Source organism: Flavobacterium aquidurense, assembly GCF_031458035.1.
GTDB classification, from domain to species: Bacteria; Bacteroidota; Bacteroidia; order Flavobacteriales; family Flavobacteriaceae; genus Flavobacterium; species Flavobacterium aquidurense_C.
Genome location: NZ_JAVDXR010000002.1, coordinates 250,875 through 268,207 on the forward strand (window position 1 = coordinate 250,875; position 17,333 = coordinate 268,207).

The 17,333-nt window shown below is 36.2% G+C and carries 9 protein-coding genes; all 9 read left to right on the forward strand.

The window, feature by feature from the left end; all coding sequences use genetic code 11:
• Nucleotides 1–416: 416 nt before the first annotated feature.
• The 9 genes from J2X17_RS04355 (at nucleotide 417) to J2X17_RS04395 (ending at nucleotide 17,259) form a co-directional block, all read left to right on the forward strand.
• Nucleotides 417–3,572 (forward strand): SusC/RagA family TonB-linked outer membrane protein, encoded by a 3,156-nt coding sequence (locus J2X17_RS04355; protein ID WP_310295046.1) that lies wholly within the window; start codon nucleotides 417–419, stop codon nucleotides 3,570–3,572.
• 44 nt (nucleotides 3,573–3,616) lie between these two features.
• Nucleotides 3,617–5,719 (forward strand): RagB/SusD family nutrient uptake outer membrane protein, encoded by a 2,103-nt coding sequence (locus tag J2X17_RS04360; protein ID WP_310295048.1) that lies wholly within the window; start codon nucleotides 3,617–3,619, stop codon nucleotides 5,717–5,719.
• Between the two features lie 477 nt (nucleotides 5,720–6,196).
• Nucleotides 6,197–9,310, forward strand: a complete 3,114-nt coding sequence (locus J2X17_RS04365; protein ID WP_310295050.1) for a SusC/RagA family TonB-linked outer membrane protein — start codon at nucleotides 6,197–6,199, stop codon at nucleotides 9,308–9,310.
• 22 nt (nucleotides 9,311–9,332) lie between these two features.
• Nucleotides 9,333–11,276, forward strand: coding sequence for a RagB/SusD family nutrient uptake outer membrane protein (locus tag J2X17_RS04370; RefSeq protein ID WP_310295052.1), 1,944 nt, complete (start codon nucleotides 9,333–9,335; stop codon nucleotides 11,274–11,276).
• 315 nt (nucleotides 11,277–11,591) lie between these two features.
• Nucleotides 11,592–13,124 carry a sialate O-acetylesterase gene (locus J2X17_RS04375; RefSeq protein ID WP_310295054.1) on the forward strand — a complete coding sequence of 511 codons (1,533 nt, stop codon included), beginning with the start codon at nucleotides 11,592–11,594 and terminating at the stop codon, nucleotides 13,122–13,124.
• Nucleotides 13,125–13,129: 5 nt separating this feature from the next.
• A complete protein-coding gene (locus J2X17_RS04380; protein ID WP_310295056.1) occupies nucleotides 13,130–14,149 on the forward strand; it encodes a family 43 glycosylhydrolase in 1,020 nt (339 codons plus the stop codon).
• 4 nt (nucleotides 14,150–14,153) lie between these two features.
• On the forward strand, nucleotides 14,154–14,483 hold the full coding sequence (gene rhaM / locus J2X17_RS04385; protein WP_310295058.1) for an L-rhamnose mutarotase: 330 nt from the start codon (nucleotides 14,154–14,156) through the stop codon (nucleotides 14,481–14,483).
• Nucleotides 14,484–14,585: 102 nt separating this feature from the next.
• Entirely contained in the window at nucleotides 14,586–15,878 is a 1,293-nt protein-coding gene (locus J2X17_RS04390) for a DUF4861 domain-containing protein (protein ID WP_310295060.1), read from the forward strand.
• A gap of 28 nt (nucleotides 15,879–15,906) precedes the next feature.
• Nucleotides 15,907–17,259, forward strand: a complete 1,353-nt coding sequence (locus J2X17_RS04395) for a glycoside hydrolase family 88/105 protein (RefSeq protein ID WP_310295062.1) — start codon at nucleotides 15,907–15,909, stop codon at nucleotides 17,257–17,259.
• The last annotated feature ends 74 nt before the right edge of the window (nucleotides 17,260–17,333 follow it).

A 17,333-nucleotide genomic window follows, 5' to 3' on the forward strand; every position in this document is an offset into this window, starting at 1 on the left:
TCACTAAAGTATTAATTCCTTATTTAGTATAAATCAGAAACAGGAGTAATTTTATTCTTTACTGATAAAGTAAAATTATTGGTACTTCCTCAATTTGCCATCCTGTAGCATCCTGTTAGTTAGTTTGCTTAATAATTAAATGAATAAAAATTTGAGAGAATTTTTCATCAATTCTCATTTTTAATTGAGAATAAATATGAAATGCTAAAAAATATTTCAACAAAAATTAAGATGTGATATCTGTAAATTTTACACTTATTTATCACTGTAAATCAGGTAGTTATATGTTTTTTAGATAACTTTAAGATGTTAAAAGTTAAAAAAAGCTAAATTTTAACAGGATACCGCAGGATGCTGTGCAATCCTTATCTAAATAAATTTGGGACACTAATTTAATTAACCAAATTTAACTTTTTATGAAAAATAAATTTAGTCTTTTGCTGATTTTAGCCATGTTTGCATTGCTGCAGACAGCAGGTTATGCGCAAAGTAAAGTGGTTAAAGGAACAATTACCGATGGAACGGGATTGCCTATACCAGGAGCAAATGTACTTGTTAAAGGAACAAAACAGGGGACCAGCTCTGACTTTGATGGTAAATATACTATCAATGCCAGTGCAGGACAAGTATTAGTTTTTTCTTCTACAGGTTCAAAGACTGTTGAAAAGACTGTTGGTACTACTTCAGAAATCAATGTAAAACTTGTTGAAGAAGCATCACAGCTAAATGAAATTGTTGTTGTTGGTTATGGAACTCAGAAGAAATCTGATGTAACAGGGTCAGTTTCATCTATAAATGCCCAGCAATTAATGAATCGACCAGTAACAAGTGCTACTGAAGCATTGCAGGGTAAGATTGCGGGAGTTGATGTAACGACTACCGAGCGTCCTGGATCTCTTGGTACAGTACGTATTCGTGGTAATCGTTCTATAACTGCAAGTAATGATCCTCTATATGTTGTAGACGGTGTGCCATTGTTGTCTGCATCTGCTATTGAAACACTGAACCCAAGGGATATTGAATCGATGGATATTCTTAAAGATGCATCTGCTACAGCAATCTACGGTTCCCGTGGTGCAAATGGAGTTGTAATTGTAACAACTAAACAAGGAAAATCTGGCAGATTTACTTTAAATTATGCTGGTACCGTAACTACTTCTGACATTGTTGACAGATCACCATCAATGAGTGCTTCTGATTTTATTACTTTCAGACGTTGGGCAGCATACAACCTTGATCCAACTAAATATGCTAATCCAGCTACACCTACTTTAATAAATGATAAATTGATCTTTGATAGTGCATTAGACGGTCAAACATCAAGAGATAATGTACTAAAAGGATGGGCAAGTGGTACTTGGGACGCTTCCAAAGTAACTAATACAGACTGGACGGATTATGTAACTCAGGGAGGAGTTAGTACGGAGCACGTTATTAGTGCCAGTGGAGGTTCTGAAAAAGTAAATACATATGGATCTCTTGGTTATTTAGATAATCAAGGTACTCAAAAAGGACAATGGTACAAACGTTATACTGCAAAACTGACTTCAAATATCACTCCGGTGGCTTGGTTTAAAATGAATGCATCTATGAATGTTTCATGGAGTGAGCAGGATTATGGTATGTCGACTTTAAGTGCAAGAAGCGGTACATCGCCAGATGCAATTTATGGTGCAGCGAAACAAATTTATAATATTGCTGTTCCTTATGATGCAAATGGTAAACTGATTATTAATCCGGGTGGTGAATCAGGGGTTTATACTATTATGGATGAATGGGAAAAAAGTACGCAGCAGTCACAAACAATGCGTGTTTTAGGTAATTTTTCTGCTACTTTAGATTTTGGCAAAATGTCAAAAGGTATGGAGGGTCTTACTTATAAAATAAATTTTGGACCTGATTTTCGTAGTTGGAGAGAAGGTGTTTATATTGATGGTTCATCATCGTTAAAAGTGAACTCAAATGGTACTTCGGGTAGTAATTTTGCCCGTCTTAAAAACCGTCGTGACCTTTCATGGACTCTTGATAATATGATTAACTATGACCGTACCTTTGCTGCTAAGCATAAAGTTGGTTTAACTTTATTACAGACAGCATCTGCATGGAATATTGAAAATTCTGAAATGAGTGCTAATAATATCCCTAAAGCTTCTTTTTTATGGAATCAAATGGGTTCAGTAGATGCTACAAATGCTGCTAATAATGCACGTATGAGTTCTGGTCTTAGTGAGCGTGCAATCAGCTCTTATATGGTTCGTGCAAATTATGGTTTTGATAATCGTTATTTGTTAACTATGTCAGGACGTTGGGATGGAGTTACACAATTGTCTGAAGGACATAAATGGGACTTTTTTCCTTCTGCAGCATTAGCTTGGCGTATCAACAATGAAGAATTTTTAAAAAATGTAGAGTGGGTTGATAACCTTAAACTACGTGTAGGTATGGGTACAGTAGGGAACTCTTCGGTAGATCCTTACGGAACATTAGGTAATATTAGTCAAATATTTCTTCCTTTTAATGGCATGAGTAATCAAATTGGTTTCACTACAAATGAGCCTTATTATACTGATAGTCAAACAGGAATGCCTAATAAAAAATTAGGTTGGGAAAAAACCACACAATACAATCTTGGAATTGATTTTAGTTTCTTAAAAAACAGAATTAGCGGTACTATTGATACTTACAAATCTAAAACTACTGATTTATTATTACAAGTAGCTATACCTCCTATATCAGGTTATCCTTATATCGTTTCGAATGTTGGTGAAACAAAAAATCGTGGAGTCGAAGTAACACTTAATCTTATTCCGGTTCAAACTGCCAGCGGATTTACATGGGAAACCAGTTTAAATAGTGCTTGGCAAAAAGATGAAATTGTAGAATTGGCAAATGGTGCACAAGACATGGTGAGTAATTCATGGTTCATTGGGCAGTCTATCGCTGTTCGTTATGGATATGACAGTAAAGGTCTTTGGCAAAATACTCCGGAAGATCTTGCTGAAATGGCTAAATGGAATGCTAATGGTTATAAATTTACGCCAGGTAACGTAAGACCAATAGATCAAAATGCAGATTATAAAATGGATGGTGCTGATCGTGTTGTTATAGGGAATAGTAACCCTAACTGGACAATGGGATGGAATAACAACTTTTCTTATAAGGGTTTTGATTTAGGAATAAATATTTACGGACGTATGGGGTATACTGCCTCATTAGGTGGAGAAGCTTTAACGGCTCATGCGAATCAGCATGAAGTTGATTACTGGACTCCTGATAACCCGAATGCTGAATTCCAAAAACCAATTCTTGGTCAGGCAACTTCTGGTTCTGCAGATGCTTTTTCTGGACTTCTTGGTTTTCAAAAAGCTGCTTTTGTAAAAATTCGTAATATTTCTTTGGGTTATAATTTATCTAAAGATGTTGCAAATAAAGTGGGATTGGCGAACATGAAACTTTATTTACAAGCTGTAAATCCTGGAAGCATTTACCAATCTCTAGACTGGTATGATTTTGACACGAATAAAACTTATTACAATCGCAGTTTTGTTATGGGTATTGAAGTTGGGTTTTAATGAGATATTCTGGCGAATTGAAGTATAACAATAAAAGTAAAAAAATGAATAATATAAAAAATATCGGAATCGGTCTTTTATTAATGGCGGGGTTGTCATTGACTTCGTGTTCGAAAGATTTTCTGGACGAAGAACAAACAAATGCATATTCGACCGCTTATTTTGATACTCGTGATGGTCTTCAGGCTTTAACAGTATCTCTTTATGGTAATATTCGCTGGCATTTTGGTTTTGAATGGTCGTATGGAAATACACTTTATGGTACAGATGAGTTTACTAACGCAAATGACCTTACCAATGAAATGTGGAATACCTATGATAACCGTTTTGGACCGGTAGGTGCATCAACAGCTACAGGGGCAGCAAATGGAAATGCAACAAACCCAAATGCTCTTTGGGATGAAATGTACTATGGTATTGCATCTTGTAATACGATCATTGCTAAAGCAGAAACAGTAATTCCGGATGTAAAAATCAGAAATCGCTGTTTAGCCCATGCTTATTTTTTAAGAGGATACAATTATTACAGACTTGCGGCACAATACGGAGGAGTTGTTCTTCAGACTAAACCTATTGAAGGAGTTGTTCGTAACTACGAGCGTTCTACAGATGAGCAGACATGGGCTCAGGTAGTATCTGACTTACGTAATGCATATAATCTTTTTGAAGGTGAAGTTTATACGTATGGAAAAGGGGTTACATGGACAAAAGCAACTGCTGCGCATTTCTTGGCAAAAGCATTATTGTTCCGTGCGTCTGAGCGTAATGACGCCTGGAATGCAGCCTATAAAGATGCTGATCTTAAAGAAGCAATAGATGCTTGTTCGTATGCAATTACAGCTCGTGGGCCATTAACACCTAACTATAGTGATTTATATGCTAACTGGACAGGAATTGACTGCCCGAATGAGCAGCTTAACGAAATTTTAATGGCTGCTGGCCACAATGGTGATGCTGCTACAGTTGGTCGTTTTGGAAACCGTACCTATAGCTATTTCGCACCTCAGTTTTCTAGTTTCTCTGGAGGATGGGTAAAACGTGGTGTTTGGATTGGTAGTATGGATTTTCAACGTTGTCGTCCTACAGAATACACTTACTCCGTTTTCGATCACGTAAACGATGCCCGTATGTGGAAAACTTTCAGAACGGTTTATGGTGCTAATACTGTAATTACGCCTAATCCATCCGGGGTTAAAATTGGAGATCCGGCTATTGTAATGATTTTAAATACTAAAAACGACAATACTTATAACAGTGCTAAATTTGGCGCAAGCGTTCAGGCTCCAACGTGGACTGATGCTGCTGGTCGTTTACCAGAATGGAATACCGGAGCAAGACAAACTGCTACTACAGGAACTTTAGCGGTTAAAAAAGGACAGTTTGTTCCTAACTCTTTAGTGTTGTACCAAAACGGTACATATGTAGCTCCTAAATTTGGAAATCAGGCAATTTGTAACTTCTTTGCCGGAATCAATAAAACAGAAGATGGTTCTCGTACTGCTGAAAGAGGTGATGCGCACCGTGATGTAATTATGGCTCGTCTTGCTGAAACGTATTTAGTACGTGCTGAATGTTATGTTCGTCTTAACCAATTTGGTAATGCAATGCAGGATATCAACGTAGTAAGAGCAAGAGCACAATGGAAAGCTGGAGAAAATAGATCTTATTATAATGATGGTTCTCAGGCGTTTAAAGTTAATCCTTTGAATACCGGAACTAATGCGACAAACTTTACGGCTTCGAATTTAGATATGAATACGTATTATTTGTCTAATCCAACTATCCCTGTCACAACAGCAGCATCTGATTTAAGACTTACAACTTTCCCTAATAATTTGCCGGCAGAAGACGAAGCAATTATTGCCAAAGTTGGAGCTTCAACAGATAAAGAGCGTGCAATCAACTTTATTCTTAACGAATCTACACGTGAGTTGTTAGGAGAGTGGCAACGTTGGGAAACACTTTCTCGTACAGGATTATTGATTAAACGTGCAAAAGCATTCAATGCTGAAGCCGCACCAAATATTAAAGCTAATAAACATGAGCTGCGTCCAATTCCTCAATCATTCATTGATGGATTATTGAATGAAGATGGATCAAACTTATCAGCTGCGCAAAAAGCTGCATGGCAAAATCCGGGTTATTAATAAAAGGATCCTTTTTTATTTTTGTTTTTAGAAGAATTACCGCCTCAGAAATGAGGCGGTTTTTTTTGTTTTATAACTGTTGCTTTTGTTTTTTTAAGTAAAAAAATGTAACTATCACAGTCTCAATTAATGTAACTTTTTATCAATTTTTAGCTGTAATTTTTAATATTACGGAATAGTTAGTCTATTTCGTAATATTTTTTTTATTTAATAAAAATAATTGAATAAAATTATGTGATATGAAAAAAATATGTGATTTAATTTATATATTAGTATTTGTGGCTTTGGTGCTAATTTTGGCTTGAAAATCAAGGGTTTGAAGAGTTTTATGGTTAAAAAAAACTTAAATGCAACGGTTAAAATGCTGTAAATTAGAAATGTAACAAATTACATAGCAGGACACTACAGGACAGTGTGAAATCAACTTCTAAATAAATTTGATTTAACTAATTAATTAACCAACCAAATTTTACTTTTATGAAAAACAAATTTAGTATTCTGCTAGTGATAGCTATGATTGCATTATTCCATGCATCAGGCTATGCGCAGAATAAAGTAGTTAAAGGTATCATCAAAGATGCCACTGGATTACCAGTGCCAGGTGCAAATGTCCTCGTCAAAGGAAGTCAGAATGGTGTCAGCACCGATATGGATGGAAGCTATGCCATCAGTGCGGCTCCCGGATCTGTACTTGTTTACACTTTCATCGGTTTTAAAAAACAGGAAATCACTGTTGGAAATGCAAGTGTCTATGATGTCGTACTAAAAGAAGATGACAACTCTCTGGAGGAAGTAGTTGTTGTTGGGTACGGTGTAAAGAAGAAAAAAGATCTTACCGGATCTATCATCAGTGTAGGTGCTGATGAGATTGCTTCAAGACCTGTTGTCAATGCAGTTCAGGCCGTGCAAGGAAAGGCTGCCGGAGTTGATGTTACTACTACAGAACGTCCAGGAACTGTTGCGAGTATTACTATTCGTGGAGCGCGTTCTATTTCGGCTTCCAATGAACCGCTTTATGTAGTAGATGGTATTCCATTAAATACGAGACTTAATACAGATTCAACTACAGGGAAAAATAGTGTAGATGCTAATTCAGGAGGAATTGACTTTTTGAACCCTACAGATATTGAGTCAATTGACATCTTAAAAGATGCATCAGCAACAGCCATTTATGGTTCTCGCGGTGCAAATGGGGTGGTAATTATCACAACAAAAAAAGGAAAAAACGGGAGATTTACATTAAATTATGACACCTCTCTTGTAACAGAAACTATCCATGAAAATGCTCCAATGATGAGTGCTTCAGAATATATTGATTTCCGTCGTTGGGGAAGATATTATTCTAATCCAAGTGCTTTTCCAAAAGGAGATACACCAAATATAGAAAACGATAAGTTAATCTTTCTGGCTTCTGCAGATCCTGCAGCATGGGCAAACGTTTCTAAAGGATGGGCTACTGGTACATGGGATGGTTCTAAAGTAGCCACTACAGACTGGACAAAATTTGTCGCTCGTACCGGAGTTACAGTACAGCATACATTAGGTGTGAGCGGTGGTACCGAAAAAATGAAAGCTTATGGTTCATTTGGATATTTAAATAATACAGGAACTTTATTTGGACAAAGCTATAAACGTTATAGCGGTACAGCCAATGTTGATATTACACCAACAAAATGGTTCCAGATGGGAGTTAGTATTAATACAAGTTATGGTATAAATGAATACGGACAATCAAACGTAGGAAGAACTGCTGTTACAAGTTCAACCGGAATCTATGCAACAGCCCGTACGAATCTTCCTTACGCAGTTCCTTATGATCTGAACGGAAACAGAATTGATAGCCCTGGAGGGGATTCCACAATCAGAACTCCTGTAGATGAATATAAATTATCTCAGGATCAGCGTATCACAATGCGTGCTTTTGGTAGTTTATACGCACAATTTGATTTAGGCGGATTCAATTCTAAATTAGACGGTTTGAAATATCGTGTAAACTTTGGTCCGGACCTTACTTCTTACCGTGATGGAGTATTTTTAGATGGTAAATCGGCAATTCGTTCAGGAACAAGTTTTGCTTCTTTAACTAAAGAACAAACAATTTCATATACATTAGACAATTTACTTCTTTATAACAAAACTTTTGGTAATCATACCTTTGGCGGAACATTTCTGTTAAGCCAAACACAATATCATAATGAACAAAGTTCTATGTCAGCTAATGACATAAAAGATCCAAGAAACAAATGGAATGCTTTGACTCCTTCAAATGTAACGCTTGCCGGTTATTCTTCAGGTTTAATAGAATCTGGTCTGTATTCTTATATGGGAAGGCTAAGTTACAGTTATGCTGATAAGTATTTATTTACAGGATCAATACGTAGTGATTCAGCTTCTCAATTAGCAGAGGGAAATAAAGAAGCGTTTTTCCCAAGTGCTTCAGGAGCATGGGTGATCAGTAAAGAAAAATTTCTTGAGAATGTATCCTGGATTAACCAATTAAAATTTAGAATTGGTTATGGAGTTACAGGAAATTCTGCCATTGCTGCATACGGTACACAACCTCCATTGGTAGGAATTGTTTATCCAAACGGATCAGGTGTAATAAACAACACATCTTTAGGAAATTTAGATTTGGGTTGGGAGCAAACAGCTCAGTTTAACTATGCTATTGATTTCTCATTGTTCAACAGCAGAGTAGCAGGAGCCTTAGATTATTATACAAGTAAAACAACCGATTTATTGTTTAAAAGAGGAATCCCAACAGTAAATGGTTTTAAAGATGGATATCAAAACGTAGGTGAAACAGAAGGAAAAGGAGTCGAGCTTACTTTAAATACGGTAAATGTAACAACAAAAGATTTTGAGTGGACTTCTACTTTTAATGGTTCATACCAACAAAGTAAAATCGTAACACTTGCAAACGGAAAGGTTGACGACATTAACAGTAGTTTATTTATTGGAAATTCTCAAAATGTAATTTACGGTTTCGCATCAAACGGAATCTGGAAACCTGAAGATGCTGCCGAAATGGCGAAATTTAATGCTAATGGTGCCGGATTTACAGCTGGTAATGCAAGACCAGTTGATCAAAATGGAGATTATAAAATTGATGCCAACAATGATCGTGTAATTATTGGTTCTAAAGATCCAAAATATATTATGGGATTAACAAATACGTTCACATATAAAAATTATGAATTATCATTCTTTATTTATGGTCGTATGGGGTACTATTATGATACTGGAGGAGAAAACGAAGGAGCAAAAGGAAGCCAGAGATCAATTAATTATTACACCGAAAATAATACGAATGCAGAATACCAAAAACCAATTTATTCTGCAGGTACAGGAGACCCGTACTATCCTATTTTAGGATACCGCAGCGGATCTTTCTTAAAAATGAGAAATGTTTCGTTTGCATATCATTTCGATAGAGATTTAGTGCAGAAACTTGGACTTACTAAATTGAGATTATACTGTCAGGCAACTAATCCAGGTATGATTTTCACAAAAGTAAAATGGACTGATTTGGATACACAGACAACAGCGTCAAACAGAGGGATGACTTTAGGGTTAAATGTAGAATTCTAAATTAATTTAAAAAAAGATCATTATGAAAAATTATAAAAAACTATATATCAACTTAATGCTTGTTGCAGCATTGACTTTAACAAGTTCATGCAACAAAGATTTTCTTGATGAAGAGTTGACCACAGCTTATAGTAAAGAATATTATAAAACCGAAGCAGGAATCCAGGCGTTAGCCATTGGTACTTATTATCAGGTTTTTGCTGTAGAATTTCAAGGAGAAGTTCCGCTTTCAGCAACAGAGTCCGGTACAGACGAATTTCATGCCGGAGGAGACCCTTCAAACTGGATTTGGAATTCATATTCTTCTGGTTTCAAAGCTTTCGTTACAGTTTCAAATGCTAATACAGTAGCCGCAAATACCAATTGGGATAATTTATATATCGGAATTGGAAATGCAAACCAGTTAATTGAGTCAGCTACAGATATCGTTTCTTCAAATGCTGCAATCAAGAATACGGCTTTAGGAGAAGGATATTTTTTAAGAGCCTTCAATTATTTAAAACTAGTAAGTCAATATGGTGCAGTTCCTTTACAATTAAAACCGACTTCAACTGTTCAGTTAGAATTTACAAGAGCTACACCGCAACAAGTTTTAGAACAAGTAATTGCTGATTTTACCCAAGCTTATAATTTATTGGGTAATGCAGGAGCGCCGGCTAAAATCACTAAAGATGCAGCTGCGCACTATTTGGCAAAAGCCTATTTAACCCGTGCCAGTGAAATAAATGATTCTTGGAACTCAGCTACAAAAACTGCCGATTTACAAAAAGTAGTTAGCTTATCTGATGAAGTAATTTCTCGTCATCCATTAGCGGCAAACTATGATAATTTATGGAATTATACTGTTCAGGATGGAGCAAACGAAAAACTTCCTGAGTTAATTTTAAGCACACAGTTTAATGCAAGTCCGTTAACATCAGGAGGAAATCAACAACATTTGTATTTCCTTTCCACTTACGATCAGTTGCCACAAATGAAACGTAACCTTGCAGGAGGAAGACCTTTCAGCCGTTTGGCGCCAACTTACTTCGTTTATGACGCTTTTGATCACATAAACGATTCTCGTTTCTGGAAAAGTTTCCAGACAAAAAGTATTGTTAATAATGCATCCGGAAGTGTTTATAAAAATGGTGATTTAGGGATTATGTACATAGTTAATAGTCCATCTGATACACGTTTTGCTAAAACTAAAAATACGGATGCCATCATTTATCCTAAAACCGGAAAAACAATTCCAAGTGCTTATGTAGCGTATGCTGCTGATAAAGTGGGTTTAATGGCCGATGTAAGATTCCCGTCTTTAAGTAAATATATGGATGGAAATAGAATCGATTTGAGTAATATCAAAGGATCTCGTGATATCATTTTGGCACGCTCTGCAGAAACTTATTTAATGGCAGCTGAAGCAAAAGTTCGCCTTGCAAAACTTGGATCTGCAACCTATGCTGATGCACTAACCTATATCAATACAGTTCGTACTCGTGCTGCATACAAATCAGGAGAAAACCGTGCTGCTTATGTAGATGGTTCAGCAGCATGGACAACAACAGGTCAGGCTGGAATCCCGATTTCTTATATTCCTGAAAACTCTTATTACGAATCTAACAATATTCCGGTTGCAACGACGGCAACAAGTTTAACTATTTCAAGTATCAGTGCATTACCTGCAGAAGATATGGCAGTAATTGCAAAACTTGGATACAGTAGTGATTACGACAGAATGTTATGTTTGGTACTGAATGAAAAAACCAGAGAACTTTGTGGAGAATTTCACCGTTGGGATGATTTGAGCCGTACAAAAACATTAGTTGCAAGAGCAAAAGCATATAATATTGAAGCAGCTCCAAATGTTCAGGAGTACCACAATTTACGTCCTATTCCGCAAACTTTCCTTGATGGAGTTTATGCAAACGGAAAACCTTTAACCGCTGCAGAAAAACAAGCAATGCAGAATCCTGGTTATTAATAAACCGAATTCTATTTTTGTTTTTTATTTAAAAGCCGTCTCAATTGTGAGACGGTTTTTTTTATTTCATAAGCAGGGTACAACAGGATAGTTATCAGTAATGTAATGGATAAATTTGAGTGTTAAATTTTTCAAATGGTTTGGAATTTAATCAGTAATTGGTAAAAATTAAGTGGTTTTAATTTTACAGGGCAATAACACATCGTTATTGCCTTTTTTTGTTTTCCCAAATCTTCAATAAACAGGGAAGCACAGGATACCGATATCGATTTAGTGCTATATCTTTAAAGTTTAAGTATTAAAATTAAATTACTGATGATTTATTTAAAAAAGCTTTCCTTATTTTTTATTATTCTAGGATTACAATTTGCAGCGAATGCCCAAGTTAAATTACCCGCTTTAGTCGGTAATAATATGGTGTTACAGCAAAATGCTAAAGTCAATTTATGGGGATGGGCAGCACCAAATGAAAAAATAAATATTACCCTTGGATGGCAAAGTACGCCCGTAGAAATTACCGCAAATGTTGATGGAAACTGGAAAACAACAGTTGAAACTCCTTCAGGAAGCGAAAAGTCATTCGAAATTACAATTGAAGCGTCCAATAAAATCATTCTTAAAAATATCCTCATTGGAGAAGTCTGGATTTGTTCCGGACAATCTAATATGTATTTCCCTGTTGGGAAGGAAGACGGAACATGGAAAACAGGCGTTAAAAATTACGAAGAAGAAATTCAAAATGCTAACTTCCCATCTATCAGATTATTTACAGTTTTAACCAAAGCTTCGCAGAAACCATTAGACGATGTAACCGGAAGCTGGAAGCAATGTTCACCACAATCTATAAAAACATTTTCTGCGGTTGCCTATTTTTTCGGGAGAGATTTGTATCAAAAATTAAACGTTCCAATCGGATTAATTTCTTCTTCTTGGGGAGGAACAAAAGCCGAAGCCTGGACAGCACAATCCGTTTTAGAAAGTAATCCCGACTTTTTATCTATTTTGGAAGATGATGCAAAAAATGAAAAACTATATCAGGAAAAACTTGAAACCTATTACGTAGATCTGAAAAAAGAAAGAATCGCAAATAACAACGACCTTTCAAAAACAGAAGTTAAAAAACCAAAAAAAGAAGATAACAAAACATCTTATGTACTTTATAATGCGATGCTTCATCCACTTATAAATTACACCATGAAAGGCGTAATCTGGTATCAGGGAGAGAGTAATGCCGAGACAGCATTTTTATACAGAAGTTTGTTCCCGGCAATGATTAAAAACTGGAGAAGCGACTGGAATCAGGGGGATTTTCCATTTTATTTTGTTCAGATTGCGCCGCACAAAGGACAAAATCCTGACATAAGAGAAGCACAATTAATCGCTTCAAAAACAGTTTCAAATACCGGAATGGCAGTTACCACAGATGTTGGAAATGAAACCAATATTCATCCAATTGACAAACAAACTGTTGGTCATAGATTGGCTTTGATTGCAAGAGCAAAAACATATGGAGAAAATAAATTGGAGTATTCGGGACCAACGTACAATCACTTGAAAGTTAAAAAAGATAAAATTCAATTGTTTTTTGATGATGTGGATTCGGGTTTCAAAAAGCCTTCAGAGGATTTAAAAGAATTCGAAATTGCCGGCGACGATCAGATTTTTTATTCGGCGACAGCCAAAATTGAAGGAAAGACAATTGTAGTTTCTTCTTCAAAAGTAAAAAAACCGATTGCAGTTCGTTTTGCATGGAAAGCGGTACCACAACCTAATTTATTCAATAGTGAAAATTTACCCGCATCACCTTTCAGAACGGATGACTGGGAAGTTGGGGTTCAAAAAAAATAAGAAGAATGTCGAGAATAAATCCAAAATATCTTTTGAACTTTGCTTTAATGCTATTCTGCTTATCAGTTTCAGCACAAAACGAAACGAAAAAAGACGAAAGCCATATTGCACCAAAACCATTATTCCGCGATCCAATTTATGATGGGGCCGCCGATCCAACGATAATTTGGAATGACAAAGAGAAAAAATGGTTTATGTTTTACACCAATCGAAGAGCTAAAGATTCGACTGCTAAAGGAATTAAATGGGTTCAGGGAACGCGCATTGGCGTAGCAACTTCGACAGACGGTGCAAAATGGACGTATAAAGATACGTGCAACATTAATTACAGAATGAAAGATGTAACGCATTGGGCACCAGATGTCATCAAATACAAAAACAAATATCACATGTATTTGACAATCGTTCCCGGGATTTTTAACGATTGGTACCATCCGCGCTCAATAATTCATTTGACAAGTGCTAATTTGATGGATTGGAAGTTCGAATCAGAATTAAAACTGGCTTCAGATCGTTGTATTGATGCTTCAGTATTTAGATTACCTGACGGAACATGGAGAATGTTTTATAATAATGAAAACGAAGGAAAATCAATTTATTATGCTGATAGTAAAGATTTGTACAATTGGGTTGACAGCGGAAAAAAGATTATAAAAGATAGAGGTGAAGGTCCGAAAGTTTTTACATGGAAAGACAAAAACTGGATGGTTACAGATTCCTGGAGAGGTTTAAATATTTATTCTTCGGAAGATTTTCTGAATTGGAATCGTCAGGAAAAAAACATCCTCCAGACCCCCGGAACAGGGGAAGATGATAATGTCATTGGCGGCCATCCGGATGTGATTGTGAATGGCGATAAGGCATATATTTTTTATTTCACCCATCCGGGAAGGACACCTGAAAATAAAGGAGTTGATAGTTTTGAAACCAAAAGAAGTTCCATACAAGTAGCAGCATTAGAATATATAAACGGCGAAATTGTCTGTAACAGAGATAAACAAGTTGAAATTAATTTAAAACATTAAAAAAATGGCAAATAATAGTACCATCAGAAACGCTTTCAAAATGCAGTTAAAACCAGGTTTTGAGGCAGAATATAAAAAAAGACATGACGAAATCTGGCCTGAATTACAGTTGCTGCTTTCAGAAACCGGAGTTCAGGATTATAGTATTTTTCTCGACGAAGAAACACTGACTTTGTTTGCAGTGCAAAAAATCAGTCCTGATTTTGATGAAAAATTTTTACCAAAACATCCATTAGTAAAAAAATGGTGGGCGTATATGGCTGATATTATGGAGACAAATACTGATAATTCGCCAGTTGCCATTACGCTAAAAGAAGTTTTTCATTTGGATTAAATTATCAATTTCTCGAACTTGGCAAGAGGCTCTAGCCAGATTGGCGAAGCGAACCTGAAACTTGAAACGTGAAACTTGAAACCTCAAACAAAAAGAAAAAACATGAAAACGAATCTTTATTTGTCAATTGCTTTAACAGCAACAATTTTAGCAAGTTGCAAAGCACAGCAAAAAACATCGGAAACTAAAATTACTTTAAAAAATACTTCTGAAATAGCCGTTCCGCAAAAAGCAATAACGATTAAAAGAAGCCAGCTTTCCGTAAATGATGCAGGAAAAGTATATCCAATTTTAATTTATAAAAATGATACTATTCCGGCGCAATTAAATGATTTGGATGGCGACGGAAAATGGGACGAACTTTTTTTGGTAACCGATTTTGCTCCAAACGAAAAGAAAATTGCAACCTTAAAATGGTCTGCAATAGATCCAAAATTCCCAATAAAAACAAGTGTTCGATTCGGGAAAAGAGAAGCGAAGGACTTACCCGTACAGCCTGCAACAGAAGAAGTTTTAATGGCAAATCAAGTGCATAAAGCATTGGGTTTTCAAAAATATCAAACCGACGGGCCAACGTGGGAAAATGACAAAGTTGGATTCAGGCATTATTTGGATGGAAGGAATTCAAAAGATGTCTTCGGAAAAAAAATACCTGCCATTACTCCCGAAGATGTTGGTATTAATAGCAAAGGAGCGGTTGAAGATAATTATCATGTCATGTACGATTGGGGAAGAGATATTTTTCCTGTTGGAAGTTCTGCCGGTTTAGGAGGTTACGCTTTATTGATCGATAACAAAATCAACAGACTCGGAATTTTGACTACTGATGCTGTAAATAATGTGGAAAAAACAACCTTCAAAATTGTAAGTGAAGGCCCTGTAAATTCTGTTTTGAGTTATCATTATCAGAATTGGAAAGCCGGCGGAAGTGATTATCAGGTTCAGGAAACGACATCAATCTGGCCGGGAATGTATGGTTATAAAACGACTGTTGCTATCAACGGAATCAAAGGAAAAGAAACATTTCTTGCCGCAATTTCAAATATAAATAATAAAAATCCGCTGAAAGTTATTGATGCTGGAGATTGGGTTTGTCTTATTCAGCACGATTATTTAACGTATGAACGCACATGGATTTTAGGAACAGCGATTTTAGTTCCGAAGAAATTGTACGAAGGATATATTGAGGCTCCAAAAACCGGACAATTAACAGATTCTTATTTGGCAAAATTAAAAGTAGAGAACAACAAAGAAATTAGCTACTACGCCATCGCAGGCTGGGAGTTAAGTGCCGATAAAAACTTTAAGGATTCAACTTATTTCACCAATTATGTAACCACTTTGGCGAAACAGCTTTCGGCCAAAATAACTGTTGAAGTAAGCAATTACAAATAAATTTTATTACTAATCTAACACACTGACCATGAATTATAAATCGACAAAAATTGTAGCATTATTTGCGTTTGGAGTTTGTACTGCCGTAAACGCACAAAAAACCGATGCGACCGCGCCATTGCACCTGATGCAGCCGGATTATCCAACGCCTTATGTGATTCCGCAAAAAGCAGATATCAAAGTCGTATTAGACAGAGTCTATAATTTTCTAGATAAAAATTCGGCTTCAAAAATTGTAAATGCAAATACTAAAACTGAAATTACCAATTACAAAAAAGGTAATGAAGATATCGTTTTTGAGCCAGGTGCTTTTAGATTAACCAGTTATGAATGGGGTGTAACGTATGCCGGAATGCTATTGGCATCTAAAGCGACAGGTGAAAAATACTTCGCAGATTATACCAACAAAAGAATACAATTAATTGCAGATATTGCTGCTAATTATGATGAAAAAAACATCAAAGACAAAGACATGCTTAAAACGCTTCATCCTGAGGCATTAGATTTTGCAGGAGCGCTTTGTGCAGCATTTATTAAAGCCAAAAAAGAAGGGTTAAAAGCCAATATTGATCCTTTGGTGAATAATTATATCGACTTTATCAGCAACAAACAATTCAGATTAAGTGATGGAACTTTAGCCAGAAACAGACCTCAGGACAACACACTTTGGTTGGATGATATGTTTATGAGTGTACCTGCTCTTGCCCAAATGGGAAGTTATACAGGCGACACAAAATACTTTGACGATGCTGTAAAACAAGTAAATCAGTTTTCGAAAAGAATGTTCAATGAACAAAAAGGCATTTACATGCACGGCTGGGTAGAATCGATGCAGGTTCATCCGCAGTTTCATTGGGCACGTGCCAACGGTTGGGCTGTAATGACGATGGTGGAATTATTAGAAGTTTTACCAAAAAATCATCCGGGTTATCCTCAGGTTTTGGCGCAATTGCAAAAACATATTGCAGGTTTGGTTCAGTATCAGGATGGGACAGGTTTTTGGCATCAATTATTAGATCGAAATGATTCGTACTTAGAAACTTCGGCGACAGCCATTTACGCGTATTCTATTGCAAGAGCAATTAATCGCGGTTATGTTGATAAAATGACGTATGCTCCGGCGGTTTTATTAGCCTGGAATGCAGTGGCGACAAAAGTAAACGACAAAGGTCAGGTAGAAGGAACTTGTGTTGGAACCGGAATGGGTTTTGATCCTGCGTTTTATTACTATCGTCCTGTAAGTGTCTTTGCAGCTCACGGTTACGGTCCGGTTTTATTGGCTGGATCTGAAGTGATTTTGCTTTTGAATGACAGTCAGTTTCAGATTAACGACAGTTCTATTCAATTGAAAATAGAAGGGAAAAATAATCTGCACAAATAATTGATTTGTAAAAAGTTAGAGGTAAAATGTTAAGTGTTTTTTGCCTCGCTTAAATCATTTCTCGCAATCCCGAG